Origin of the sequence: Kitasatospora sp. MBT66, assembly GCF_000710405.2 — a bacterium.
Lineage (GTDB): Bacteria > Actinomycetota > Actinomycetes > Streptomycetales > Streptomycetaceae > Kitasatospora > Kitasatospora purpeofusca.
In genome coordinates this window covers 606,628-630,940 of the sequence record NZ_JAIY01000003.1, presented here as the reverse complement: position 1 = coordinate 630,940, position 24,313 = coordinate 606,628, and the positions used below count along the sequence as shown (strand labels likewise).

Sequence of the window (24,313 nt, the reverse complement as noted above, 5' to 3'; positions counted from 1 at the left end):
GTGGTTCGGTCGCCTCACCCCGATGGGTCAGCGATGTCACTCGCGCAGGTGCAGACGCCCCTGACCTGCCGCTTTTGGTGCGAACAGGCAGTAGTTGCAAGCCATATGCAAGAGGGAGTCGTGGCGCAGGTTGCACCGCAATTGTGCGGTGAGGATCGAATGTTCGAGCGATGGGAACCCGTGTCCGGGGGCGGTGCTCCGTGCGAGTGGTCCCCGTGGACGGCCCGGAACGGTGACCACTCCGAGCTGCCCGGCAGCCCCGAAGGTGATGTGGGCCCCCTCGGCCCCTTCCCTCTTCCTCTCTTCCTGCCGGGCCGGGCTTCGCCACGGCAGCCGGCCCCTTCCCCGGAGGCCCAGCGTGGCGGTCCCACGATTTCTCGCCCGGACAGGTGCGGCGGTGTCAGGTGCCCTCTGCCTGCTCACCCTTGCGGCGCCCGCCGCCGGCGCCCACCCACTGGGGAACTTCTCCCTCAACCACTACCTCGGCCTCACCGTCCATGCCGACGACATCGAGGTCCTCGCCGTCACCGACGCCGCCGAGATTCCCACCCTCCAGGAGCAACCGAAGGTCGACCGCAACGGCGACGGCACCGTCGACGACGCCGAGCGCACCGCCTGGGCGTCCGAGCAGTGCGACCGGAGCGCACGGGACCTCCGGGTGACGACCGACCGGGCGACCGCGGCGCTCACCTGGCGAACGGACTCCGCGCGGTTCCAGTACGAGGAGGGCTCCGCAGGGCTGCGCACCAGCCGCCTGGAGTGCCTGCTGCGCGCCGAACTGCGCCTCCCGGCCGACGGAACCACCGTGCGCGTCGCCGGCGGCAGCGACCCGGGCCGGGTCGGATGGAACGAGATCACCGTCCGGGGCGACGGGGTGACGGTCCAGGACGCCGACGTCCCGAGCAGTTCGGTCTCCAAGGAACTGCGGGACTACCCCCGCGACCTGCTCGACAGCCCCAGCGGCGTCACCCACGCCCAGTTCCGTGCGCTCCCCGGCGGCAGTTCGTCACCCGCCCAGGGGGCAGCCGTGACGGCGGAGGGCTCCGGGCCCACGGCCTGGCTCAGCAGTCTCGACGCCCGCCTCACCGAACTCGGCGCCGCCCAACGCCTCACCGTCCCCCTCGGTCTGCTCGCCGTCCTGCTGTCGATCGTCCTGGGCGCGGGGCACGCGCTGCTGCCCGGACACGGCAAGACCGTGATGGCCGCCTACCTCGCGGGCCGCCGGGGCAGCACCCGCGACGCCGTCACCGTCGGCGCGACAGTCACGGCCACCCACACCGCCGGCGTCCTCGTCATCGGCCTGTGCCTGACCGCGTTCTCCTCGCTGGCCGGCGATGTGCTGCTCGGCTGGCTGGGTGTACTCAGCGGCGCCCTGGTCGCCGCCGTCGGCGCCGGTCTGCTGCGCGACGCGCTCCGGCGATCGCGCAGCAGCGCCCGGGTGCACGAGCACCACCGGCACTCCCACGAGGACGCGGACATCGAACCCCGAAGGGAACTCGCGCACGTGTCCGCGTCACCCGCACCGACCGAGCACCACGCGCATCATGAGCACCCGCACCCGCACCCGCACGCACACGCTGCGCACACCCATGCACACGCCGCCCATTCGCACGACCACGGGCACAGTCACCCGCACGACCACGACCACGACCACGATCACGGCCACGACCACGACCACTCGCACGATCACGACCACGACCAGTCGCACGGCCACGGCCACGGCCACCGACACGGCTTGTTCGGCGGCGGCCACCATCACCACCACGACCCCGCGGCACCCGGCCGCCGCACCCTCATCGGCCTGGGCATCGCCGGCGGCCTGGTCCCCAGCCCGTCCGCCCTCGTGGTCCTGCTGGGCGCCGTCGCCCTCGGCCGGACCCTCTTCGGCGCGGCCCTGGTGCTCGCCTACGGCCTGGGCATGGCCGCCACCCTCACCGCCGTCGGCCTGCTCCTGGTCTGCCTCGGCGACCGGCTCGCGGGCGTGGCGGACGGCCCCCTCGTGGGTCGGCTGCGCCGGATCGCCCCGTACAGCGCCCTGCTGACCGCCCTGCTCATCCTGACCGTGGGGGTGGGGCTGGTCGTCCGCAGCTTCCCCTCGACCCTGTGAACACCCGTCCCCACCGGAGGCCGACCACCGTGACCACCCGCCGCGCGCACCTGCTGTGCCTGATCCTCCTCGCCGCTGCGCCGCTGACGGCGTGCGGAGCCGAGCCGAACGGGAGCTTCGACGCACAGCCCGGCACGCCGTCCCCGTCCTGCATCCAGCACCAGAGCCAGGACCCCGGCACCAAGTACACGGAACGGGAGAACTCCGACCCCCGGGCGGTGCTGGAGATGATGCGCTTCTACACGGCCAACGGGACCAGAACGTACTGCGACGGCCGTCCGCCGACCGACACCGACCGCCGCTGGACCGAGCTGTACGCCGAACTCGGCGGCGACACGAGCCGTGTGTCACCCCCGCCGAAGTAGGACCTGACACGCCACCCGGGCTTCCGCCGCCTTGCCACCCGTACCCCGACCGGATCTTCCGGTCGGGGTACGGGGCGTTCTGCGCCCGTGCGTCCGGCCGTTGTGCGCCGTGGGGACGGGGGATGTGCGCTGGGGGCGAAGTCGGCGTCCTCTCCGCTGGAAGGGTTGGTCGTGTTCCCGATCAGCTCTCACAGGAGTCAACTCGTGCACATCCACACCGCAGTGGGCCGGCGGCTCGTCGCCCTCCTCCTCGCGCTCGGTCTGGCGCTCGGCCTGTCGCAGGCGGCGTCGGCGCCGGCCGCGCACGCCGATCCCAGCGGTTCGATCACCAAGTTCGACTGGGACATCGGCGACCTCGAATGGGGCGGCGAGGCCGCGCACTCGAACTACTGGTACGCCATCGACCAGCTCCACCGGATCAGCGGCCACGACATCCCCAACCACCCCGAGGTCGCCTCCCAGCTCGACGAGACGACGCTGCTGCCGACCCGCCTGGTCGAAGCCCGCATCCTCACGCACGGGCAGTACCGCGGATCGCTCTACTGGTGGGCGGACAACCTCTACTTCGCCGGCTTCTACCAGCCGGCGTACGACAACCACCCGGGCACCCACTACGGTTTCCCGGACGTCTGGCCCACCGAGTTCCAGCAGGTCACCCACAGCGTCAACTTCCAGCGTCTGCCTTGGGACGGCAACTACTCGCGGCTGCCCGGCGGCGGCACGGGCGAGCGGGCCGGGCGGGCCATCGGCTACGCCAACCTCACCAACGCCCTCACCAGCATCGCGACCGCGGCCACCCGCCTCCAGCGCGACTCGAACGGCTTCGCCCGCGAGATGGTGACGATCATCCAGGCGACCTCCGAGGCCGCCCGTTTCGGTCGCATCTTCGACAACGTCCGGGGCAACATCCGCAACTACACCTCGAACGCCATGGGCCCGGAGAACGTCGACCTCCAGCAGCACTGGGACGACGCCTCGACGTTCGTGTACCGGCGGCTGAGCGGCCAGACGCCGACGTTCAGCATCAGCGGCCGGACGTTCCAGACGCTGGCGGCCTTCCTCGCCTACGTCGGCTACATGGAGCTCCACGCCAAGGTGCCCCGCTGATCGGGGGATTCCACGGCCTCCCCCTGGGCCGAGGCCGGCCCGGGGGAGCCAGGTGACCACGCCGTACCGCCGTGCTCCGCCGCACCGGTGCACCCGTGGGCAAGCCCGGTGCAGCCAGGGAGCACTCGGGACCCGGCCGACTGGCTACCGTCGGCCCTGTCCGCAGCCACTCCGGCAGACCGCGGCAGACCGCGGCGCCGGTCCCGCCGCGCCCCGGCGGCCGGGACCGGCACGACCCGGACCGCACCTCTCCTCCACCCCATCGGAACAGGGACCATGACGACCAGTGAGAGTTCCCCGGCCGGAGCGCCGGACGGCCGGCGCTTCGAGCCCGATCTGCGCGGCATGACCCGGATCAACCTGCGGCCGATCGCGTCGCCGATGCCGCTCGGGTTCTACACGGTCGGGATCGCCTCGGTGATGGTCGGCTGCTTCCAGCTCGGCGTCTTCGAGGACGGCGCCCGGCGGGCGGTGGGCCTGGCGATCCTGCCCGCGTTCGTCCTGCAACTGGTGGTGGCGGTGTTCGCCCTCGGTGCCCGGGACGTCCTGGCGGCCACCCTGATGGCCTGCTTCTTCGGTCTCTGGCTGGCGAGTTCGCTCGTCCTGGTGGTGGATCCGGTCGGCGGGACCCGCGTCCTGGGCGTGCTGAACGCCACCTTCGCGCTGTTCGCCCTGATGATGGCGGCGGTCGCTGGCCGCAAGCGGGCGCTCTGGCTGGTGCTGTGCACCGCGGTGCCCAGGTTCGCGGTGGCCGCGCTGTCCAACCTGACCGGCCTCGCCCCGCTGGGCACCCTCTCCGGCGCGCTCGGGCTGCTGCTCGCGGCCGTGGCCCTCTACACGGCGTTCGCGCTGATGCTGGAGGACATGAGGGGCGAGGAGGTCCTGCCGATCGGCCGCAGCGGTCCCGCCCACCACGCGGTGGAGGGCGGTCTGACGGTCCAGCTGCGCGACCTCGAACGCCAGGCCGGCGTCCGCCGAACCCTCTGAACTCCTCCTGAAAGCGACGATCATGGCTGACTCCATGCCCGTCGGCGGCACTGTGCCCGCTGCCGGTCCGCCCCAGCACCCCGCCGACCTCGTCCTGCGCAACGCCAAGATCCACACCGGCGACCGGGCCCGGCCCGAGGCCTCCGCGCTCGCCGTCCGCGACGGCCGCGTCCTCGCCCTCGGGGACGAGCACGCCGTCGCGGCCCACATCGGACCGGACACCCGGGTGGTCGACGCTCTGGGCCGGCGGGTCGTGCCCGGGCTCAACGACTCCCATCTGCACGTCATCCGCGGCGGGTTGAACTACGTGCTGGAACTGCGCTGGGACGGTGTGCGCTCGCTGCGCCAGGGCCTCGCGATGCTCCGCGAGCAGGCCGCCCGTACCCCGAAGGGCCAGTGGATCCGGGTGGTCGGCGGGTGGACGGCCGAGCAGTTCGCCGAACGCCGGCTGCCCACCCCGGCGGAGCTCAACGCCGTCGCGCCGGACACCCCGGTCTTCGTCCTGCACCTCTACCAGTCGGCGGTCCTGAACCGGGCCGCCGTGCGCGCGGCCGGATTCACCCGCGACACCCCTGATCCGCGTGGCGGCCAGATCGTCCGGGGCCGGGACGGCGAACCCAACGGCGTCCTGCTGGCCGCGCCCGGCGCGCTCGTGCTGTACTCGACCCTGGCGAAGGCGCCCGCGCTGGACGAGGCGGACCGCAAGACCTCCACCGTGCACTTCCTGCGCGAGCTGAACCGCTTCGGCCTCACCTCGGCGGTGGACGCCGCCGGCGGCTTCCAGAACTTCCCCGACAACTACGCCACCGTCGTCGAGCTCGCCCGCGAAGGACGGCTCACGCTGCGCATCGCCTATCACCTGTTCCCGCAGACGGCCGGACAGGAGCTCGACGACCTGCGCCGCTGGGTCGCGACGGTCCGCCCCGATGAGGGCGACGAGTGGCTGCGGCTGAACGGCGCGGGGGAGAACCTCACCTGGGCCGCCGCCGACTTCGAGAACTTCAGCGAGCCCCGTCCCGAGCTGGAGGCCGGCTACGAGGGCCGGTTCGAGCAGGCCGTGCGGCTGCTGATGGAGCACGGCTGGGGCTTCCGGTTGCACGCGACGTACGACGAGACGATCCGGCGCGACCTCGCGGTCTTCGAGAAGCTCGCCGCGGACGGGCTCTTCCCGGCCGGCAACCGCTGGCTCTTCGACCACGCCGAGACCGTTTCCCCGCACAGTCTGGAGCGGATCGCCGCTCTCGGCGGTGCGATCAGCGTGCAGAACCGGATGTCCTTCCAGGGGTCGGCGTTCGTCGACCGCTACGGTGCCGAGGCCGCCGCCCGGACCCCTCCGGTGACCGAGATGCTGGCGCTCGGCCTGCCGGTCGCGGCGGGTACGGACGCCACCCGGGTCTCCTCCTACAACCCCTGGGTGGCCCTGCACTGGCTGGTGACCGGGCGGACCGTCGGCGGTCGGGCGCTCTACCCGCCGCAGCGGCTGCTCTCCCGGGAGGGCGCGCTGGAGCTGTACACCCGCGGCGGCGCCCGGATCACCGGCGAGGAGGAGGTGAAGGGGCTGCTGAAGGAAGGGTTCCTCGCGGACTTCGCGGTGCTCTCCCACGACTACTTCACCGTCCCGGCGGAGGACATCCCGCACATCGAGGCCGTACTCACCGTGGTGGGCGGCCGGCTCGTCCACGCGGTGGCCGAGTACGAGGGCCTGGACGAGGAGGCGCCGCCGATCAGCCCCGCCTGGAGCCCGGTCGCCCGCTTCGGCGGCTACCAGGCCTCCCTGCCGCCGTCGGCCTCCGGCGCCCGGCAGGCCGACCGCGTGGCCGAGGTGGCGGCCGGCTCCGACGAGCAGTACCGGTGGCGGCTCGCCCGCGGGCTCGAACCCGCCGGCCCGGCCGGGTTCGTCGACCCCTGCTACGGGGGCTGACCCGCCGTCCGTCCGACACCGCTCGACCGACAGACCGAACCTGAGCGCCAGTTCGCCAGACCGAACCTGACCGACCGACCTGACCGACAGACCGAACCCGATCGTCCTCTCCCAAGGAGTTGACCGTGACCGACCTCGCCTTCGACCTCGCCGACGTCTCCGCCCGGCCCAGCCCGGACCTCATCTCGCCCGACAACGCGCTGATGCTGTTCGTCGACCACCAGCCGCAGATGTTCTTCGGCGCCGCGAGCGCGGACCGGGCCGGGGTCATCAACGCTACCGTCGGTCTGGCCAAGGCTGCCCGGGTCTTCGACGTGCCGGTGGTGCTCTCCACCGTCGCGGCCGAGTCCTTCTCCGGTCCGATACTCCCGCAACTGCGCGCCGTCTTCCCGAAGCACGAGATCGTGGACCGCACCTCGATGAACGCCTGGGAGGACGCCGCGCTGGTCGAGGCCGTCAAGGCCACCGGCCGTCGCAAGATCGTGCTCTCCGGCCTCTGGACCGAGGTCTGCCTGGTTCTGCCGGCGCTGTCCGCGCTAGCCCAGGGGTACCAGGTGTACGTGGTCGCCGACGCCTCCGCCGGTGTCACTCCGGCCGCGCACGAGCACGCCCTCCAGCGCATGACCGCCGCCGGCGCGGTGACGGTCACCTGGCTCCAGGTACTGCTGGAGCTCCAGCGCGACTGGGCCCGCACCGAGACCTATGCGGACACCCTGGACGTGGTCAAGGAGCACGGCGGCGCGTACGGGACGGGCGTGGTCTACGCGCAGTCCATGATCTCCCCGCACGCCGCGGGCTGAGCGGGAGAAGGAACGTGACCATGGACACCGGTCTGCTCGTTCTCCGCCTGGTCACCGGGCTGCTGATCGCCGGCCACGGCATCCAGAAGGTCAGCTTCCGGCTCGACGGCAGCGGCCTGGCCGGCGGCACGGAGGAGTTCCGGCACGACGGCTTCCGCGGGGGGACCCTCACCGCCCTCGCGGCCGGGGCAGGCCAGATCGGCTCGGGCCTGCTGCTGGCGGCCGGTGCGCTGACCCCGCTCGCGGCGGCCGGCGCGGCCGGGGTGATGACGGTCGCCCTGACCGTGAAGTGGCCGCACGGCCTCTGGGTGCAGAAGGACGGCTACGAGTACCCGCTCGTGCTGATCGTCGTCGCCACCGTACTCGCGCTCACCGGGCCCGGCCGCTACTCCGTCGACCAGGCCCTGGGCCTGGCGCCCTGGGCCGCTTGGTGGGTGGCGGTCACCCTGCTCGGCGGCGTCGGCAGCGGACTCGCCGTCCGCGTCCTGCTGCACCGCCCCGAGCCGGTGGCCCCCAGCCGCTGAGACCGGCTCCGTCTCCTCCCACCTCCAACGGCCCGCCCACCGCACGCGGCGGGACCACCTACTCCGGCCCGGCCCACCGGGCCCGGCCGTACCACCGACACCGAAAGGCACACCATGCCCTACATCACGCTCTCCGACGGTTCGCAGAAGTTCTTCAAGGACTGGGGCACCGGTCGTCCGGTCGTCCTCTCGCACGGTTGGCCGCTGAACGCCGACGCGTGGGACAGCCTCGCCGTCGCCGTCGCCGAGGCCGGCTACCGGGTCGTCGCCCACGACCGGCGCGGGCACGGCCGCTCCGAGCAGACCTGGGACGGCAACCACATGGACCAGTACGCGGACGACCTGGCCGAGCTGCTGGAGCAGCTCGACCTCACGGACGCCGTCCTGGTCGGCCACTCCACCGGTGGCGGCGAGGTGGCCCGCTACCTCGGCCGCCACGGCAGCGACCGGGTGCGCAAGGCCGTGCTGCTGGGCGCCGTGCCGCCGCTGATGCTGCGGACCGGGGCGAACCCGGAGGGCACCCCGATCGAGGCCTTCGACGACATCCGGGCCGGCGTCGCCGCCGACCGGTCGCAGTTCTACTACGACCTCAGCGAGGCCTTCTTCGGTTTCGACCGGCCCGGCGCCGAGGTTTCCGAGGGCAAGCGCCGCGAGTTCTGGCTCCAGGGCATGCAGGCCGGCCTCAAGGGGGCCCTCGACTGCATCGAGGCGTTCTCGGAGACCGACTTCACCGAGGACCTCCAGAAGATCGACATCCCGGTCCTGGTCGCCCACGGTGACGACGACCAGATCGTCCCGATCGCCGCTTCCGCCGAGAAGGCCGTGAAGCTGCTCTCCCAGGGCGTGCTCAAGGTCTACCCGGGTGCCCCGCACGGCCTGGTCGGCGCCTACGAGGCCGCGTTCACCAAGGACCTGCTGGAGTTCGTCGGCGCCTGACCCGCTCGGGTCGCGACCTGCCGCTCGCGACCCGAGTCCGGACGATCCGGCCGGACGGTTCCATCGGTGCATCGTCCACGCACCACTCCGGCACCGCCCGCCCCACGGGCCCCTCACCTGCGCCGACGCGCAGCCGAGGGGCCCGTGGGCGTCTCCGGCCCGGGCACGCGCACGGCTGACGGGCGGTTAGCCTTGACCCTGCCCGGCGACGGGTCGCCGTCGGGCGACCCGGTCTGCCGGCTGCCGCGCGCCAGCGTGGGCAGAACGATCTGCGGACCCCCTCCGGGCGGCCGCCGGCCCCGGGGGAGCGACGGTGTGGGAGAGGTGCGACCCGCACCTGATCGGTCGACGGCGGGAGACTGACCTGCTGGACGCGGCACTCGCCAGGGCGGCCGACGGCGCGGGCGGTTCGGCCGTGCTGGTGCGGGGCGAACCCGGCGTCGGCAAGAGCACACTGCTGGAGCGGACGGCCCGCGAGGCGCGTGAGCGCGGGTTCACCGTCCTGCGGGCGGTCGGCGCCGAGGCGGAGACCGACTTCGCGTTCGGGGCGCTGCACCAGGCACTCTGGGCCCCGCTGAGCGACTCCCGCACGCTCTCGGCCCATCAGCGGGAGGCACTCGAAAGCGCCCTGGGCATCCAGGCCGGCGCGGCGCCGAGCGGGTTCGCCGTCGGCGCCGCCGCGCTGGCCCTGCTGGCCGAGCTGTCGCAGGGCGGGCCGCTCCTGCTGCTGCTGGACGACCTGCACTGGATCGACTCCTCCAGCGCCACGGTGTTCGCGTTCGTGCGCCGGCGCTGCGCCGAACTGCCGCTGGTGATCGTCGGCGCGAGCCGGCCCGGTGGCCCGGTGGCCCAGTCGTGGTCGGCCGAGCCCATCGAGGTACGGGCGCTCTCCGAGCCGGACGCCGCCCTGCTGCTGCGCCGGAACCACCCGCAGCTGGCGGAGACCGCCGCCCGGCGGGTCCTGCGGGAGGCGGCCGGCAACCCGCTGGCGCTGGTCGAGCTGCCGCGCCAGCTGGCCGCGGAGCAGCAGCGGGGCGTGGTCCCGCTGCCGGACCGCCTGCCGCTGGGACGCCGGTTGGAGCGGATGTTCGCCGGGCGGCTCGCCGCGGTGACCCCGGCGGCCGGGCGACTGCTGCTGCTGGCGGCCCTGGCCGCCGGGCCGGACTCCTCGGGCGGGGTCTGGCTGCGGGCCGTCGCCGGAGCGGACGCGCGGGAGGCCCTGGAGCAGGTCGAGGCCAGTGGCCTGGCCCGGCTGGACGCGGCCGGGCGGCTGGTCTTCCGTCACCCGCTGGTGCGTACGGCGGTGATCTCGGCGGCCTCGCCGGCCGCCCGGCGCGAGGCCCACCGCGCGCTCGCCGTCTGCCTGGCGCCGGAGGACCCGCAGCGACTGGTCCACGAGGCGTCGGCGGCGCTGTTCCCGGACGAGGACCTGGCCCGCCGCCTCCAGGAGGCCGGCAGCCGGCTGGCCCGCCGGGGCGGCGATGCCGAAGGGGCACTGCTGCTCGACCGCGCCGCCGCACTCAGCGCCGACGCGGACGAGCGCGCCCGGCGGCTCACCTGGGCGGCCGTGATGGCGGCCCGCGGCGGGCAACTGCGCTACACCGCGGCCCTGGTGGAGGAGCTGAAGAGCCGGCCGGTGCCGCCGGACATCGCCCCGCTGTTCGCCTACGCGGTGGTCTACGTCGACCAGAGCCACCGGATCGACTTCGAGTCGGCGGCCGCGCTGCTGCCCGCGGCCCTGGACGCGCTGACCGCCCCCGGCGCCGAGCCCTTCGACGGGCTGGCCGAGCAGGTCTTCTTCAAACTGCTGCTCACCGCGACCCACACCGGTGACCCGAGGGCCTGGCAGGCACTGGACCGCCACCGTGCTCACGTCTCCGAGCCCGGCCGGCTCTGCCACCGGGCCTGGCTCGACCCGGCCCGAACCGCCCGCGGGGTGGCCCGGGAGCTGGGCGCGGTGGTCGACCGGATGAGCGAGGCACAGGAGGCGGGCGCGGCCTGGCTGCTGCTCTGGACCGCCTCGGCGGTCGACGTGGCCGACGGGGACCTGTGGCGGCGCTTCACCGGCCTGCACGGCTACGCCACCCAGGGCTCGGTCGCGAAGGCCAAGTGCTACCAGGACTTCCTGCGCGGCCGCTGGGACCGCGCGGCCGTCTGCCTGCGCGAGGCCGAGGCGGCGGAGGAACTCGGCTACCACTGCAACGCGCTGCTGTTCCGGCACTACCACGCGCACTTCCTCGCCGGCCGCGGCGACGAGGCGGGGCTGGCGGCCGCGGCGGGGCTGATCCGGCCGGTGGCGGCCCGCGCCGGGATGAGGTCCGTGCTGGACCGGCTGACCCATCTGGAGGGCCTGGCCGCTCTGGCGCACGGGCGCTACGAGGAGGCGTACACACACTTCACCGGGCTGACCCCGGCCGGGCGACTGCCCGGCGGCCTGCCCTGGTTCCACCAGCTGGCCTTCGACCTGGCCGAGGCCGCCGCGCACACCGGTCGGCGCGGCGAGGTCCGCGCCCTCGTCGCCGCGGGGGCGGCCGAGCAGCCCTGGGAGATCTCCGGCCACCACGCCTTCCTGTTCGCCGCGGCGGCCGCCCTGACGGCCGAGGACGACACGGCCGACGACGACTACCGCGCCGCGTACCGGACACCGGGCGCCGAGCAGTGGGTCTTCGAGCTCGCCCGGCTGCGGCTGGCCCACGGCTCGTGGCTGCGCCGCCGGCACCGGGTCGAGGCACGCGAGGTGCTCCGCGCGGCGCACCGGGCCTTCCGGCAGCTGCAGGCGGAGCCGTGGGCCCTGCGCTGCGAGGAGGAGCTGCGCGCCGCCGGCGGACCGCTCGCCCCGGAGCCGCACCGGGCGACCGAGGCGCTGACCGGCCAGGAACTGCGCATCGCCCGGCTCGCCGCGTCGGGCCTGAGCAACAAGGAGATCGGCCACCGGCTCGGGCTCTCGCACCGCACCGTCGCGGCGCACCTGTACAAGGTCTTCCCCAAGCTCGGCATCGCCTCGCGGGCGGCACTCTCCCGTGCCCTGGAGGGCCACTGACGCCGAGGGGCCGGACGCGTGCCCGCCCGCTGCCGCCTCCGGCACGGCGCCGCCCACTGTGCTCCTGGTGCACTCCGTCGTGCCTCACGGCGCACGGCCGCCCGCACCCGGCGGAGCGACAGTCAGATGACCTAGGCGACCCCGCACTCCCCGGAGCAGGCTGGTCGTGCGGGGCTTCGGCCGCGCATGTCGAGAGAAAGGGGCTGCCCGGTGAACCTGCGGGTCACGACAGCTGCGGTGCCGGACGCGGAGAAGGCGGTGCACTGGGGTCGGGCGGTGTCGTCCGCCCTGGCGCCGGTGGAGGTGGTGCCGCTCGCCGACGGCCCGTTCGACGGCCGGCTGGACTCGCACCGGCTGGGCTGCCTGCGGGTCTCCACCCTGGAGGCGGACGCGACGCGGCTCTCCCGGACACCGGGCCTGATCGCGCGCGCACCCGAGGCGGAGGCCCAGGTGGCGGTGGGTGTCCAGGTGTCCGGTCGTGCCGTGCTGACCCAGGACGGCCGCAGGGCCGAGATGGCGGCCGGCGACCTCGTGCTGTACGACCTCGCGCGGCCCTACTCCGTGGACTACCCGCAGCGCTTCCGCTCCCACGTGTTCCACCTGCCGCACCGGCTGCTCGGTGTCCCGGAGGCCGAGATCCGTCGGGTGACCGGGTACGCCGTCACCTCGCAGGAGAGCCTCGGGGCCGTGCTGCTCCCGTTCCTCGACACCCTCGCCGACGCCGCGCCCAGCTACCCGCCGGCCGTCGGCGACCTGCTGGCCGGCAGCGTCGCCGATCTCGTCGTCACCCTCGTCGCCGAACTGGCCGGCAGGCCGACCGCCGCCCCGGACGACGCGAACGCCCACCTCGTCCGGGCGGTCCGTGCCCATGTCGACCGCCGTCTCGGCGACCCCGGGCTGACCCCGCAGAGCATCGCCGACGCCCACCGCATCTCGGTGCGGTACCTGCACCGGCTCTTCGAGGGCGAGGGGGTGACGGTGGGCCGGCTGATCCAGCGCCGCCGGCTGGAGGAGTGCGCCCGGGAGCTCGGCCGGCGGGGCCGCACCGCGCCGACGGTCTCGGCGGTCGCCCAGCGCTGGGGGTTCGTCAACCCCGCGCACTTCAGCCGGGCCTTCCGGGCCGCGTACGGCACGTCCCCGCGCGAGTGGCGGGCACGGCGCGCCGACGAGGCCTGACGGCGCCGAGCGAGCCGGGACGGCCGTGCGCGGTGGGGCCGATTCCGGTTCCCTCTCGGCACTGTTCCGCGGCGGCCGCTGCCTAGCGTGGCGAGGAGCGCCCAGGCGCTCCGGCCCCCGGGCACGGTCACGGTACCCCCGGCCCGTGGCCGCGCCCGGCGGCGCCGCGGTCACCGCCCGCCGCGGGAGACGAGCGGATTCCGGCCCGACCGGCCCCTACGCCAGGAGCGCACCCGTGTCCGACAGCACCACCTCCGACAGCCGGGGCCCGGTCCTGGACGGCGGCCTCAGGGAGTTCCTCGCCACCCGCGCCCGCCGCTCGGACGCGGCGAGCGGGGAGACCGCGCCCCTGGATCTCTCCTTCCTGGCCGGACCGCACCCGTCGGACGCTCACCAGGACACGGTCGCCGGCTGGCTGGCGCTGCCGACTCCGGCCGGTCACGTCCGGATCCAGGTGATCCGGCCGGTCGACGCTGCCCGGCCGACCCCGGTCGTCCTCTTTCTGCACGGCCTCGGCTGGGTGCTGGGCGACGCCGACAGCTACCGCCACCTGCTGCGCGAGTTCGCCGTGGGCGCAGACGCCGCCGTGGTCTTCGTCGACTACGGACGGCCGCCCGCCGCCAGGTTCCCGGTCGCCGTCGAGCAGTGCTACGCCGTGGCGTGCTGGATCGCCGAGCACGGGCACGAGATCGGGCTCGACGGGAGCCGCATCGCCGCGGCCGGGGACTCGGCGGGCGCCAACCTGGTCGCGGCCCTGACCCTGCTCCTGCGCCGGCGCGGCGGAGCCCGGCTGCTCCACCAGGTACTGCTCTGCCCGGTCACCGACGCGGACTTCGACACCCCGTCCTACCGTGACTTCGCCGAGGGCTACTTCCTGCACCGGGCGGACATGCGCCGCTACTGGGACGCCTACCTGCCCGACCCGGCCGACCGCACGCAGCCCGCCGCCGCGCCGCTGCGCGCCCGCCCGGACGAACTCACCGGCCTGCCACCGGCCTTGGTGATCACCGCGGAGGCGGACGTCCTGCGGGACGAGGGCGAGGCCTACGCGGCCCGGCTGCGGTGGGCCGGAGTACCGGTCGTGTCCACCCGCTACCAGGGTGTCGTGCACGGCTTCGTGCTGCTCGACTCCCACTGCCGCACGGCCTCGGCCCGCGCCGCCCTCGTCCAGGCCGTGGACACCCTGCACCTCGCCCTGCACCGCCACCCCTGGTAGCGGGCGCGGCCGCGCGCCCGCCGGCCTCGGCCACCCGGCGGGCGACGGGCACGCGTGTTCTCCCGGGTGTGCCGTACGGCCCGACCTCCGCGCCCCACGACCGTAGGGCCGCCGCGCCCGCAACGGCGGGGGAGGCGCAGTTCCTCCCGGGGTTCCTCCCGAAGTTCCTCCTGTTGTTCTTCCTGGTCACGCGCAGCCCGGCACGGTGGGATGAGTGGGCGGGCCTGAGCGGCTCGCCGGCAGGCCGGGGCGACGGCCCGGGCACCCGGCCGGTGCTGCCCCGCGCCCGACCCTCACCCCATGTCAGAACGCGGCCCTCCCGGGCACCACCCGGCGGCCACCGCAGGAGCACCGATGCCTGTCCTCACCCTCGCCCCACCGTCGCCCGGCGCGGCGCCCGCCCCGTCGGCCGCGCGGCAGCCGACCTCACCCCGGGCCGTCCCCCATGTCGCGAGCGTCGCCGGCCACCGGCTCGGCCCGCTGCAGATCTCCACGATCGTGGCCGGACCACGGCCGGCCGCGCTCGGCCGCAACGTCGTGCTGTGCGGCCGGGAGGAACACGTCACCCTGGTGCTGCCCCACCGGGGCACGGCCGCCATGCTCCTCGACGGCAGCCGGCTGTCGCTGCGGCCGGGCGCGTTCGCGGTCGCCCGGGCCGGTCGCCCGGTGGTCCTGGAGGTGTCGGAGGACTTCTCCGGCACGGCCTTCCACTGGCCCCGGGAGGCCGCCGCCGGGCTGACCGAGGACGATCTGCTGGAGCTGTCCGGGAGGGCCTTCGGGACGGACACCGGGACGGCCGCGCTGGTGGCCGCCTATCTGGGGCGGCTGGCCCGGCCGGTGGTCTCGCTGGACCCGCAGCTGACCGCCCGGCTCGTCACCACGGCCCAGGACCTGCTCACCGTCCTCGCCCACGAACACCGGCGGCGGGCGGCCCGACCGGTGCCCGAGGAGGTGCGCGCCACGATCGCCAGGACGAAGGAGTACATCCTGCGGCGGCTCGGCGACCCCGCTCTCACCCCGGAGGGGATCGCGGCCGCCCATCACTTCTCGGTGCGCTACCTCCACAAGCTCTACCAGTACGAGGGTGTCACCGTGGGCCGCTGGATCCAGCGTCGGCGCCTGGAGATGTGCCGGCGCGAGCTGGCCCGGCCGTCTGCCCGGCCGGCCACGGTGGCGGGTGTCGCCAAGCGCTGGGGGTTCGTGAGCACCAGCCACTTCAGCCGGGTGTTCCGGGCCGCCTACGGAGTCACTCCGAGCGAATGGCAGGCGGGCGCCCGGGAGCCGGACACCTGGCCCGCCGTGCCGGGCCCGGTCGGGCCGATCGGTGCGACCCGGCCCGGGACGGTGGCCTGACCCGGCGCCGGCCGCGGTGCTGCGGGACCGCCCGGAAGGTGCTGTTCGGGCCGAGTCGGTCGGATCAGTCCCCGGCGCCCGCCAGCGCGTCCAGCAGGGCGGTCACCTCGGCCAGCCGGGCCGGGTCCCCGGCGGTCTCGGCGAACGCCCGGGCCTCCCGCGCGGCCCCGACGGCGCGCTCCGGTTCCCCGAGCTCCGCCAGGGCCCGCGCCTGGCCGAGCCCGGCGATGGCCTGGAGCAGCGGCACCCCGACCCGGGCGCCCGTCCGGCGTGCGTCGGCGTAGGTGTGTTCGGCTTCCCGCGGCCGGCCGAGCGCCAGCAGCGCCCGCCCCTTCTGGGCGAGCGCGTTCGTCCGGGTGAAGTCGCCGATGTGCGCGGCGGGCGCGGTGGCCGGGTCGGCGAGCAGGTCGAGGATGGCGTCGGTGGTGGCCACCGCGTCCCCGTGGCTGCCCGTGCGGGCCTGGGCGGAGGCCAGGGCCAGCAGCGCCTGCGGGTGCCCCTCGCGGTCGCCCGCCGTCGCGAACAGCTCCGCCGCCCGCCGGGCCCGGCGGACCGCTTCGTCCGGCTCGCCCAGCCGGACGGCGGCGGCCGCCGCGTAGAAGTGCGCCCACGCCTCCTGGGTGACATCCCCGGCCCGGCGGGCGAGCTCGGCCGCCTGCTCGGCGATCGCCGACGACTCGCGGGGTTGGTGCGAGCAGTAGTGCACCGCCCAGGCCAGGTAGTTGGCGTGGGTCGCCGCCAGGACGTCGTCGCCCAGCGCGTGGGCCGCCGTCCGGGACAGCCCGAAGACGGTGGGCCAGTGGCCCCAGTGGGTCCAGCGGTCGGAGAACCAGTGCATGGACTCGGCCGTCCGCACCACCTCGGCATGGCGGCCGGCCGCGGCCGCGGAGCGCAGCGCGGCCAGCCAGTTGGCGCTCTCGGCCTCCAGCCAGGCCTGCGCGGCCCGCGCCGAGCCGAACCCGCCGGCCGACGTCGCCCCGTCGGTCGTTGCCGGGTCGGACGCCGCCGCGCCGGACGGCGAGGGGCCGGGCTGGAACCACTGGCCGGCGGCCGCCGCCGTGTCGAGCAGCCAGCGGTGCAGCGCGGCCTCGGCGGCGGCGCGCTCCTGGGAGCTCTCCTCCTCCTGGAACCGCTCGCGGGCGTAGAGCCGCAGTAGGTCGTGGAACAGCAACCGGTCGGTGGCGGTGTGGCCGAGCAGGCCCAGGTCGAGGAGCTCGTCGAGCATCTCCTCGACCAGGTCCGGGCCCTGGCCGGTGAGGGCGGCGCCCGCCCCCGGGCCGAAGTCCGGCCCCGGGACGAGCGCCAGCCGGCGGAAGAGGCGCCGCACCGGCTCGGCGAGCTGTTCGTAGGAGAGCCGGAACGCCGAGCGGATGCGCAGGTCCCCCGCGGTCAGGCGCTGGAGGCGCAGATCCTCGTCCCCGAGTCGCTCGGCGAAGCCGCGCGCGCTCCACGCGGGCCGGCTCAGCAGCCGGTTGCCCGCGATGCGCAGTGCCAGCGGCAGGTGTCCGCACAGCTCGGCGATCCGCGTGAGCACCGCCGGGTCGGAGCCGTCCGTACCGGCTGCCGCCTCCTCCTCTTCCTCGCGTTGCGCGAGGATCGCGCCGAGGAGCGCGGTGGCGGCGCCGACGGGCAGCGGCGCCAGGACGAGCCGCCGCGCGTGCTCGATCCCGGCGAGCGTGCGGCGGCTGGTCACCCAGAGCCTGCTCGACCCCGGGCCGGGCAACAGGGCGCGGACCTGCTCCTCGTGGGCGGCGTTGTCGAGGACGACGAGGGCCTCCCGTTCCCGCATCAGGCGCCGGTAGAGCACCCGGCGCTCGTCGGTCTCGGCCGGCAGGTCGCGTTCGCGGACGCCCAGAGCCCGCAGCAGGCGCGCCAGGGCGTCGTGCGGCACGACGGGTTCGGCATCCAGACCGCGCAGGTCGACGAAGAAGCAGCCGTCCGCGAACCGGCCGCCCAGCTGCGCCCCGGCGTGCACCACCAGGGCGGTCTTGCCCAGACCGGGCGCGCCGGAGACGATCGAGACCGGTGGGCCCGTCCGGCCGGTGATGCTCCGCCCGAGCCAGGCGGTCTCGGTCTCGCGGCCGGTGAAGTCGGGTACCGCGGGCGGCAGGTCGCAGAGGCCGGGTGCGGCGACGGCCTGCTGGCGCCGCCGGCCCGCGCGGGCGGCGCCCACCAGCTCCTCGGCGGCGGCCCGGGTGAGCCCCAGGGCGACGGCGAGGGCCTGGACGGTGCGGGCCTGGGGACCGCGGCTGTGGCCGCGCTCCATGTCGCCGATGGCGCGGGCGCTCACGCCCGACTCCTCCGCCAGCTCCTCCAGGGTCAACCCGGCGTCGTGGCGGTGCGCGCGCAGCAGCGGTCCCAGAGCCGACGGCTCGGGCTGGCTCATTCGACCCCCCGATTGGTGAGGGGCCATCATACCCGAGAGTGGCCCTGACCTGCGAAGACCTGGTCCTCCGGCCCGACGGCGACGGGAACACGGCCGAAATCGCCACGGTCGTCGACCCAGCGGCCGACGACCCAGCGGTCGACGAACCCGCGCCCGCGCAGAGCCGTGATCCGCCCGGACGGGTGAATCCCCGTCACCGGCGGGTGAGCCGGACGTGCTCCGGGACCGGCCGGAGCGGTTGACTGGGGCCCACTCCTCGGGAAGGTTCGTCGTATGCGGTGTGCGCCCCGGCACTGGCAGTCCGTGCTGCGGTGCGCCGTGACGGCGCTGCTGGGCGCGGCGCTGGTCCTGCTGGGCGGGGCGGACGCCGCCGAGGCCCGGCCGTGGGCGGCCGGCGCGCACTGCGTCACCGCCCAGGAGACCCCCGCCGGGGGAGCGGAACCGCTGCCGGTGGCCGCGCCGGGCACCGACGAGTGCCCCGAACCCGCCGAGCGTCGCCGAAGCCACGGAACCGTCCCGCTCCATGCCTGCGCCCACCGCGCGGGCCCGGCCTGCGTGACGGGCTGCGGTCAGCCACCGCTGCCGCCCACCGAGGCGTACGCCGTGCAGGGTCCCGCCGGACCGGCCGCACCCTGGCCCCCGTACTCCGGGCCGACCGGGGCCGGGGCCACCGGCGCACGAGGTGTCGTCCTGCGCTGCTGAGAGGTCCCGCCGGGCAACCTCGGGCCCACGCACCACCCACCCCGGCCGTGCAAGGCCCGGCCCGGCTTCCTGCGACCCCTTGTCCATGCCGTACCGCAGGAGATCCACCATGCCCTTCGACGTCTTCTCCGCCATCGGCGCCATGGTGCGCGCCGAGGCCACCCGGACCACCGAGTCCGCTCCGTCCGACCCGGCCACCACCGCCCACCCCGCCGAACCGCAGCCGGCCCCGCACCCGCTCCAGGAACCGGCCGCCGGACCCGCCGTCGAGCCCGCCGCCCAGCCCGGGGCCCTACCCCCAGCCGCGCCCCTGCTCCCCGGCCTGTCCACCTGAACACCCCCGGGGTCGGTCGGGCCGGGCTCCCTCGGCCCGACCGACCCCGCCGTGCCGGCGCGGCAGCCTGTTCGCAGGTCTCGGCAGCCGTTCGCGGGGTATCGACCGTGAGGACCGGCCGCGCGCGGCCGGCCGAGGCGGGCCGAGGAACCCCCCTGACGGAGAGGACTCCCTGAGCGATGAGTGCCGACTTCACCAGCGCGGACGCGATGATCACCACTCCCGGGGGCGAGATCCTGCTCCAGCTGAGGGACGACCTGCCGGACATCCGCTGGCCGGCCCACTGGGTCGTGCCCGGCGGCCACGCTGAGACCGGGGAGACCCCGTACGAGACCGCCCGCAGGGAACTCCGCGAGGAGACCGGTCTGGACGTCGAAGCCCTGCTGCCCTTCGACCCCGTCCGCGCGGAGGGGGACACCGGCGCCATCCGCTACTTCCACGCGATCGTCGACGTCGACCCCGCCCGGCTCGTGCTCGGCGAAGGCCAGGAACTGCGCCTGGTGCCGATCCCCGAGGTGCAGGGCATGAAGGTCCCGCCGGATCTCAAGGACTACGTCCGGCAGTTGGAGGGCCACCTCCGGGTCGGGAAGCCCCGGGTGTGGGCGCAGATCGACCGCATCCACGCGCGACTGGCCGCCCGCTGCGCCGCCTCCGGCGAGTCCGCGGTGGAGAACCGGCTCCGCCTGCTGGCGGAAGTCGGTGCCCAGGCAAGTGCGCTGGCGGCCGTCGAGGCGGATCCCGGACGTGCGGGGGAGCTTCAGGTCAGGCTGTGCGAGGCGATCGTGGCCGGCATGGTCGCACTGCGCGCGACGACGCCGGACGCGGCCACGTTCCTGTCGGACTACCTCGTCGAGGCCGAACGGGACTCGTCGGGCGGCCACCGCGCCGAGTTCGAGCGAGCCGATCACCGGACGGAATGAAGCGTCTCGGTCCGGATCGCCGAGCTGGCCGAGGCACCGACCCCGAGGGTGATCGCCGCCCATGTGATCGGCGGGTGACCCCGTCCCGGTGTGCGGTCCTCCGCCGCACACCGGGACCCACGCCGGGACACACATCGGGACGCGCACCGGGCACCGTCCGCCCGAGCATAGCTAATCCATCGACATATCTAAATCAATGATCTATGGTTCCCGTATGGCAGACCGTCAACTGCAGGAGCCGGCACGGCTCGTACTCACCGCACTGGCCGACGAGCCCCGGCACGGCTACGCGATCCTCCAGGAAGTCCTGGCGATCACCGAAGGCCGCACCAGGATGCTCACCGGTACCCTCTACACGGCCCTGGACCGCCTGCTCCAACAGGGCCTGATCCGGATCGCCCACGAGGAGGTCGTGGCCGGCCGGCTGCGCCGCAACTTCGAGCTGACCGAACAGGGCCGCCTCACACTGACCGAGGAGACACAACGGCTGCGCGCCGGCGTGGCGGAGGCCGAACGCCGGCTCGCCCTCGGCGCCCCGCGCCCCCGGCCCACGCTGCGCACGAACTGGGGGACGGCATGACCGACCGGCACACCTCTCTGCCCGCCCTGCTGCGACGCCTTCCCCTCGACAGCCTCTACCCGGCCGAGTACCGCGCCGCGCACGGCGAGGAGATCAGCGCCGTCCTCGCCGACGCCGTCCAGCACGCCGACCCCCGCACCGCCCTGCGCGAATGGGCCGCCCTCGCCGCACACGCCGTGCGGCTGCGCACCCGCCTCAGCTCCAGCGATCCGACCGGCAGGATCCTCGCCGGTGCCGCGCCGTTCCTGCTGGCCGGCGGCGCCGCCCTGAGCCTGCTCCACCTGCTGTTCGGCGCCCTTGTCGCCGGTCCCGACGCGCACTGGGCGGTGGCCGCCGCGCAGAGCGCTCCCTGGGTTCTCGCCCTGCTGTGTCTCGCCCTCGGCCGCTGGACCCCGGCCCGGGCCCTGCTCCTGGTGGCCGTTGCGGTGGCCGCGTTCACCCCGCATCCCGAGCCCGGTCTCTGGGCCGTCACGGCCGTCCTGGTGCTGATCGCACCGCCCGACGCCGTCGACCTCTCCCGGCGGTCCCGCTCCTGGGCGGTCGGCTCCGCCGCCGCCGTCGCGCTGCCGCTGAGCGGCCTCACCCTCCTGTGGCTCGACACCCGGCCCGAGGACTACGCCCACCTCGTCTTCCCACCCCTTCAGCAGGCACTGCTCGACTTCTCCCCGGTCTGGTCGGCCCTCGTCCTGGGTCTCGCACACCTCCTGCGCCCCACCGGGCCGGACACCGACTCCCTGCACACCAGCGGCATCGCACTCGCCGTCCTGCCCTGGGCACTCACGATCGTCCCGCCCCTCCACCGCGGCACCCCGACCGAAGCGCTCGGTCTGCTCCGCAACGTCGGACTGGTGGTCGCCCTCCTGGCCGCCACCACCGCCGTCGGCCTCGCGCGCCGTCGGACCCGGCCGGACCGACCGGGGGAGTCCGGCCGCCCGTTGGCCTAGATCTGCTGTCCGAAGTGCTGGTCACAGCCCTCCTTCAGGGCTGTGACCAGCACCATTGGTCGGACCGCGGCCGGACGGAGGGGGTGTCAGCGCATCCCGCCGGAAGCGAGGATGACGTCCCCGGTGATCCAGCGCGCGTCGTCGGAAGCCAGGAACGCCACCAAGGGGCCGTAGTCGGCCGGGGTGCCCGTACGGCCCAGCGGGGTGCCGGCGACGGCCTGCGCCTCCTGCGCCGAGCCGGGGAATCCCATCGCCCTGGTGCCCTCGGTGTCCGACGGTCCGGGCATGATCGCGTTGACCCGGATGCCGCGCGGGCCCAGCTCCTTGGCCGCGACGACGGTGAACGCGTTGACAGCGCTCTTGGACGCGACATACAGCGAGGCGTACACCGGGTGGGTGAGCGTGCCCGCCGTGGAGACGTTGACGACCGACGCGGAGCCGATGTCGTCCTGAGCCGCCAGGGCCTGCGTGGTGAGGATCGTCCCCAGCAGGTTCGTGCTCATCTGGCGCTGGAACTCCTCCTCGGTGATGCCCGACAGCGGCGCGAAGGTGGCCACCCCCGCGTTGTTCACGAGCACGTCGACCGGTCCGAACTCCTCGCGCGCACGGTCGAACAGACGGCGCACGTCGTCACCGCTGGCCACGTCCGCCCGGACCGCCAACGCCCGGCCGCCCTCCGCAGTGATTCCCGCGACGACCCGCTCGGCCCCCTCCTCGTCCTCCCGGTAGTTCACCACGACGGCCGCGCCCGCCCCGGCCAGCGCCTTGGCGATCCCCGCCCCGATGCCCTTCGACGCGCCCGTGACGATCGCCGTACGTGCCTTGCTGCTCGTGCTCACAGTGACTCCTCCAACGTCGGTACCTGCGAAGTCACCGTAGGAAAGCTGATTACTACTGGGAAGTACGTACTTTTTTGTAAGCTCGTACCGTGATCGAAACCCAGCAGGCCGCGACGGCCGCCCGGCTCCTGGCCCACGACACCTTCGACCAGAAGTGCGCACTCAGACCGATCATGGACCGGACGACCAGCCGCTGGGCGACCCTGATCGTCTCGGCCCTCATCGCCGGCCCGCACCGCTTCGCGCAGCTGCACCAACGAGTCGGCGGCATCAGCCAGAAGATGCTGTCGCAGAACCTCAAGGCCCTGGCCCGGGCCGGCCTCGTCCACCGCGACGTCACGCCCACCAACCCGCCCCAGGTCACCTACAGCCTGACCGAACTCGGCGTCAGCCTGGCCGGCCCGCTGACCGAACTCATCCAGTGGTTCGGCCGACATGGAGAGGAACTCCTCGCCGCGCAGGAGCACTACGACCGCCAGCAGGCGCCACCGGGCGAGTAACGGGCCGCTCCTACGGGCCGGTCGGTCTTCGTGAGAGTTGCCGAACCCCGGCCCGCACGGCCGGATCCGGCGGTCCAGGGAAACTCACCGCCGGGACGGACGCCCGAACCGCCGACCGTGCTCCTTCGGCCCCGCTCCGATCACTTCGGCAGGTCGGCGGACAGGAAAGGGGCCAGGAGCGCGAGCAGTGCGTCGGGGCGGTCGAGCGGGATGATGTGGCCGCAGTCCTGGAGCCGGTGTCCGACCAGGTCGTCGGCGATGGGGCGGAGTTGGCGTTCGAGCCCGTTGCCGACGGGGTGGGAGCCGACGGCCATGGTGGGCATGGTCAGCCGGGCCGTCGCGACGGCGTCCTTGAGCTGCTGCGCGCTGGTGGGCAGGGCCCGGTAGTGGGAGAACGCGCAGCGCAGGGCCTCGCTCCCGGTGTAGGCGTGGACGAAGGCCGCGCGGATGTCGTCGGGTACTCCGCGCCCGAGCGTCCCCGAGTCGAGGAACCAGTCGATGTACGGCGCCTCGTTGCCGGCCAGGACGGTCTCGGCGAGGTCGGGAACGCTGTGGAAGCCGAACCACCACGGGGTGCCGCCCGCGACGACGTGTTCGGCTCCCGGCAGGCGGCCGAGCAGTGCCTCCATCACGACCAGGCGCCGTACGAGGCCGGGTCGGCGCAGCGCCAGCAGGACGGCGGGCGCGGTGCCCGCGTCGATGCCGACCACCGCTGCCGAGGACTCGCCGAGCGCGTCGAGCAGCCCCTCGGCGTCGGCGGCCAGGGTGCCCGCGTCGTAGCCGTCGACGGCACGCTCACTGGCGCCGAGGCCCCGCAGGTCCGGGGCGATGACCCGGTGCCGTCCGGCCAGTGGACCGATGATGCTGCTCCAGACCTGCCAGGTGTGCGGGAAGCCGTGCAGCAGCAGAACGGCGGGTCCGTCCCCGGCGATCGCGACGTTGAGTCGGATGCCGTTCGTCGCGATGCGGTGCAGTCGGGGTGTGGTGCTGACGGGCACGGTGGCTCCTGCTGCTGATTACCATTGGTGACCACAGAACGATAGGTAACCGTCCGGCCGCTTCCTAGACGGCACTTTCAGGGAAGGTGGTGAGCCGCAGGTGACCACCCGAGGACCCCGGGCCGCCGATCGCGGGGTACGCGGCGATCTTTTCGATCCCCAGTGCCCGACAAGGCAGTTGCTCGATCGCATCGGCACGAAGTGGACGTCCATGGCCGTCAGGACGCTCGCCGATGCCGCACCGGACGAGGTGCGCTTCGCGGAGCTGAGACGCCGGATGCCCGGCGTCTCGCAGAAGATGCTGTCCGTGACGCTGCGAAGCCTGACCCGCGACGGTCTGGTGTCGCGCCGGGTCGAACCGACCGTGCCGCCGCGGGTCTTCTACCGGCTCACCGGCCTCGGGCTGTCCCTGGAGACCGCGCTCGCAGGGCTGCGTACCTGGGCCGAGGAGCACATGGCCGAGATCGACCGCGCCAACGAAGCCGCCGACCAGGAGGTCGACGAGGGGTAGGCAGGCCGGTTCCGTGTTCGGAACGGCCGGCTCGGGTCCTCGATCCCGGCAGCCGAGGTCCTCCTGC

General features: G+C 74.3%; 22 protein-coding genes. 19 read left to right on the top strand and 3 right to left on the bottom strand.

The genetic code is table 11. The annotated features are described in order from the left end of the window. The first annotated feature begins 397 nt into the window (after nt 1-397). From BI06_RS50335 to BI06_RS04790, 12 genes are all read left to right on the top strand, one after another. Nucleotides 398-2,107 carry a nickel/cobalt transporter gene (locus tag BI06_RS50335; RefSeq protein WP_051740234.1) on the top strand — a complete coding sequence of 570 codons (1,710 nt, stop codon included), beginning with the start codon at nt 398-400 and terminating at the stop codon, nt 2,105-2,107. A 29-nt stretch (nt 2,108-2,136) separates the two neighbouring features. After that, nucleotides 2,137-2,472 (top strand): hypothetical protein, encoded by a 336-nt coding sequence (locus BI06_RS04840; RefSeq protein ID WP_051740233.1) that lies wholly within the window; start codon nt 2,137-2,139, stop codon nt 2,470-2,472. A gap of 204 nt (nt 2,473-2,676) precedes the next feature. Next, nucleotides 2,677-3,579, top strand: coding sequence for a ribosome-inactivating family protein (locus BI06_RS04835; RefSeq protein WP_030395311.1), 903 nt, complete (start codon nt 2,677-2,679; stop codon nt 3,577-3,579). Between the two features lie 276 nt (nt 3,580-3,855). Further along, nucleotides 3,856-4,566 carry a GPR1/FUN34/YaaH family transporter gene (locus BI06_RS04830; RefSeq protein ID WP_043465359.1) on the top strand — a complete coding sequence of 237 codons (711 nt, stop codon included), beginning with the start codon at nt 3,856-3,858 and terminating at the stop codon, nt 4,564-4,566. A 22-nt stretch (nt 4,567-4,588) separates the two neighbouring features. Beyond that, nucleotides 4,589-6,487, top strand: coding sequence for an amidohydrolase (locus tag BI06_RS04825; RefSeq protein WP_043465356.1), 1,899 nt, complete (start codon nt 4,589-4,591; stop codon nt 6,485-6,487). Between the two features lie 125 nt (nt 6,488-6,612). Further along, nucleotides 6,613-7,287: a hydrolase gene (locus BI06_RS04820; protein WP_043465353.1), complete on the top strand. Its 675-nt coding sequence runs from the start codon at nt 6,613-6,615 to the stop codon at nt 7,285-7,287. Nucleotides 7,288-7,307: 20 nt separating this feature from the next. Next, the gene (locus BI06_RS04815) at nt 7,308-7,811 is read left to right on the top strand and encodes a DoxX family protein (RefSeq protein WP_030395315.1); all 504 of its coding nucleotides are present in this window, start codon (nt 7,308-7,310) and stop codon (nt 7,809-7,811) included. 114 nt (nt 7,812-7,925) lie between these two features. Further along, nucleotides 7,926-8,747, top strand: coding sequence for an alpha/beta fold hydrolase (locus BI06_RS04810; RefSeq protein WP_030395316.1), 822 nt, complete (start codon nt 7,926-7,928; stop codon nt 8,745-8,747). Nucleotides 8,748-9,060: 313 nt separating this feature from the next. After that, nucleotides 9,061-11,787: a LuxR family transcriptional regulator gene (locus tag BI06_RS55055; protein WP_082558263.1), complete on the top strand. Its 2,727-nt coding sequence runs from the start codon at nt 9,061-9,063 to the stop codon at nt 11,785-11,787. 210 nt (nt 11,788-11,997) lie between these two features. Further along, nucleotides 11,998-12,963 (top strand): helix-turn-helix domain-containing protein, encoded by a 966-nt coding sequence (locus BI06_RS04800; protein ID WP_030395318.1) that lies wholly within the window; start codon nt 11,998-12,000, stop codon nt 12,961-12,963. A 235-nt stretch (nt 12,964-13,198) separates the two neighbouring features. Beyond that, nucleotides 13,199-14,179: an alpha/beta hydrolase gene (locus BI06_RS04795; protein WP_043465350.1), complete on the top strand. Its 981-nt coding sequence runs from the start codon at nt 13,199-13,201 to the stop codon at nt 14,177-14,179. A gap of 354 nt (nt 14,180-14,533) precedes the next feature. Further along, entirely contained in the window at nt 14,534-15,532 is a 999-nt protein-coding gene (locus tag BI06_RS04790) for a helix-turn-helix domain-containing protein (RefSeq protein ID WP_051740231.1), read from the top strand. Between the two features lie 64 nt (nt 15,533-15,596). On the opposite strand, the gene BI06_RS04785 is transcribed toward BI06_RS04790, so the two are convergent. Continuing rightward, nucleotides 15,597-17,918, bottom strand: coding sequence for a helix-turn-helix domain-containing protein (locus BI06_RS04785; protein WP_051740230.1), 2,322 nt, complete (start codon nt 17,916-17,918; stop codon nt 15,597-15,599). 273 nt (nt 17,919-18,191) lie between these two features. Here BI06_RS04785 and BI06_RS50330 point away from each other — a divergent pair, with 273 nt between their 5' ends. From BI06_RS50330 to BI06_RS04760, 5 genes are all read left to right on the top strand, one after another. After that, nucleotides 18,192-18,620 carry a hypothetical protein gene (locus tag BI06_RS50330; protein ID WP_043465347.1) on the top strand — a complete coding sequence of 143 codons (429 nt, stop codon included), beginning with the start codon at nt 18,192-18,194 and terminating at the stop codon, nt 18,618-18,620. A gap of 109 nt (nt 18,621-18,729) precedes the next feature. Then, nucleotides 18,730-18,954, top strand: coding sequence for a hypothetical protein (locus tag BI06_RS04775; protein ID WP_030395326.1), 225 nt, complete (start codon nt 18,730-18,732; stop codon nt 18,952-18,954). Between the two features lie 179 nt (nt 18,955-19,133). Beyond that, nucleotides 19,134-19,874 (top strand): NUDIX domain-containing protein, encoded by a 741-nt coding sequence (locus BI06_RS04770; RefSeq protein WP_051740229.1) that lies wholly within the window; start codon nt 19,134-19,136, stop codon nt 19,872-19,874. Nucleotides 19,875-20,088: 214 nt separating this feature from the next. Beyond that, the gene (locus tag BI06_RS04765) at nt 20,089-20,454 is read left to right on the top strand and encodes a PadR family transcriptional regulator (protein WP_030395328.1); all 366 of its coding nucleotides are present in this window, start codon (nt 20,089-20,091) and stop codon (nt 20,452-20,454) included. After that, the gene (locus BI06_RS04760) at nt 20,451-21,398 is read left to right on the top strand and encodes a hypothetical protein (protein ID WP_043465343.1); all 948 of its coding nucleotides are present in this window, start codon (nt 20,451-20,453) and stop codon (nt 21,396-21,398) included. Before BI06_RS04765 ends, BI06_RS04760 begins: the two co-directional genes overlap by 4 nt. A gap of 86 nt (nt 21,399-21,484) precedes the next feature. Here the strand turns inward: BI06_RS04760 and BI06_RS04755 are convergent, their stop codons facing one another. Then, nucleotides 21,485-22,237 carry an SDR family NAD(P)-dependent oxidoreductase gene (locus BI06_RS04755; protein ID WP_043465340.1) on the bottom strand — a complete coding sequence of 251 codons (753 nt, stop codon included), beginning with the start codon at nt 22,235-22,237 and terminating at the stop codon, nt 21,485-21,487. Between the two features lie 89 nt (nt 22,238-22,326). Between BI06_RS04755 and BI06_RS04750 the strand changes: the two genes are divergently transcribed. Continuing rightward, a complete protein-coding gene (locus BI06_RS04750; RefSeq protein WP_043465337.1) occupies nt 22,327-22,737 on the top strand; it encodes a helix-turn-helix domain-containing protein in 411 nt (136 codons plus the stop codon). A 140-nt stretch (nt 22,738-22,877) separates the two neighbouring features. Here BI06_RS04750 and BI06_RS04745 read toward each other — a convergent pair whose 3' ends face one another. Continuing rightward, the gene (locus BI06_RS04745) at nt 22,878-23,735 is read right to left on the bottom strand and encodes an alpha/beta hydrolase (protein WP_043465333.1); all 858 of its coding nucleotides are present in this window, start codon (nt 23,733-23,735) and stop codon (nt 22,878-22,880) included. A 100-nt stretch (nt 23,736-23,835) separates the two neighbouring features. On the opposite strand from BI06_RS04745, the gene BI06_RS04740 reads away from it, so the two are divergent. After that, nucleotides 23,836-24,246 carry a helix-turn-helix domain-containing protein gene (locus BI06_RS04740; RefSeq protein ID WP_043465330.1) on the top strand — a complete coding sequence of 137 codons (411 nt, stop codon included), beginning with the start codon at nt 23,836-23,838 and terminating at the stop codon, nt 24,244-24,246. Nucleotides 24,247-24,313: the final 67 nt, after the last annotated feature.

Excerpts from the sequence above, each read along its gene's own strand:
- BI06_RS04830 (WP_043465359.1), top strand. The coding sequence starts at position 3,856 with ATGACGACCAGTGAGAGTTCCCCGGCCGGAGCGCCGGACGGCCGGCGC.
- BI06_RS04825 (WP_043465356.1), top strand. The coding sequence starts at position 4,589 with ATGGCTGACTCCATGCCCGTCGGCGGCACTGTGCCCGCTGCCGGTCCG.
- BI06_RS04815 (WP_030395315.1), top strand. The coding sequence starts at position 7,308 with ATGGACACCGGTCTGCTCGTTCTCCGCCTGGTCACCGGGCTGCTGATC.
- BI06_RS04810 (WP_030395316.1), top strand. The coding sequence starts at position 7,926 with ATGCCCTACATCACGCTCTCCGACGGTTCGCAGAAGTTCTTCAAGGAC.
- BI06_RS04790 (WP_051740231.1), top strand. The coding sequence starts at position 14,534 with ATGCCTGTCCTCACCCTCGCCCCACCGTCGCCCGGCGCGGCGCCCGCC.
- BI06_RS04785 (WP_051740230.1), bottom strand. The coding sequence starts at position 17,918 with ATGAGCCAGCCCGAGCCGTCGGCTCTGGGACCGCTGCTGCGCGCGCAC.
- BI06_RS50330 (WP_043465347.1), top strand. The coding sequence starts at position 18,192 with ATGCGGTGTGCGCCCCGGCACTGGCAGTCCGTGCTGCGGTGCGCCGTG.
- BI06_RS04775 (WP_030395326.1), top strand. The coding sequence starts at position 18,730 with ATGCCCTTCGACGTCTTCTCCGCCATCGGCGCCATGGTGCGCGCCGAG.
- BI06_RS04770 (WP_051740229.1), top strand. The coding sequence starts at position 19,134 with ATGAGTGCCGACTTCACCAGCGCGGACGCGATGATCACCACTCCCGGG.
- BI06_RS04765 (WP_030395328.1), top strand. The coding sequence starts at position 20,089 with ATGGCAGACCGTCAACTGCAGGAGCCGGCACGGCTCGTACTCACCGCA.
- BI06_RS04760 (WP_043465343.1), top strand. The coding sequence starts at position 20,451 with ATGACCGACCGGCACACCTCTCTGCCCGCCCTGCTGCGACGCCTTCCC.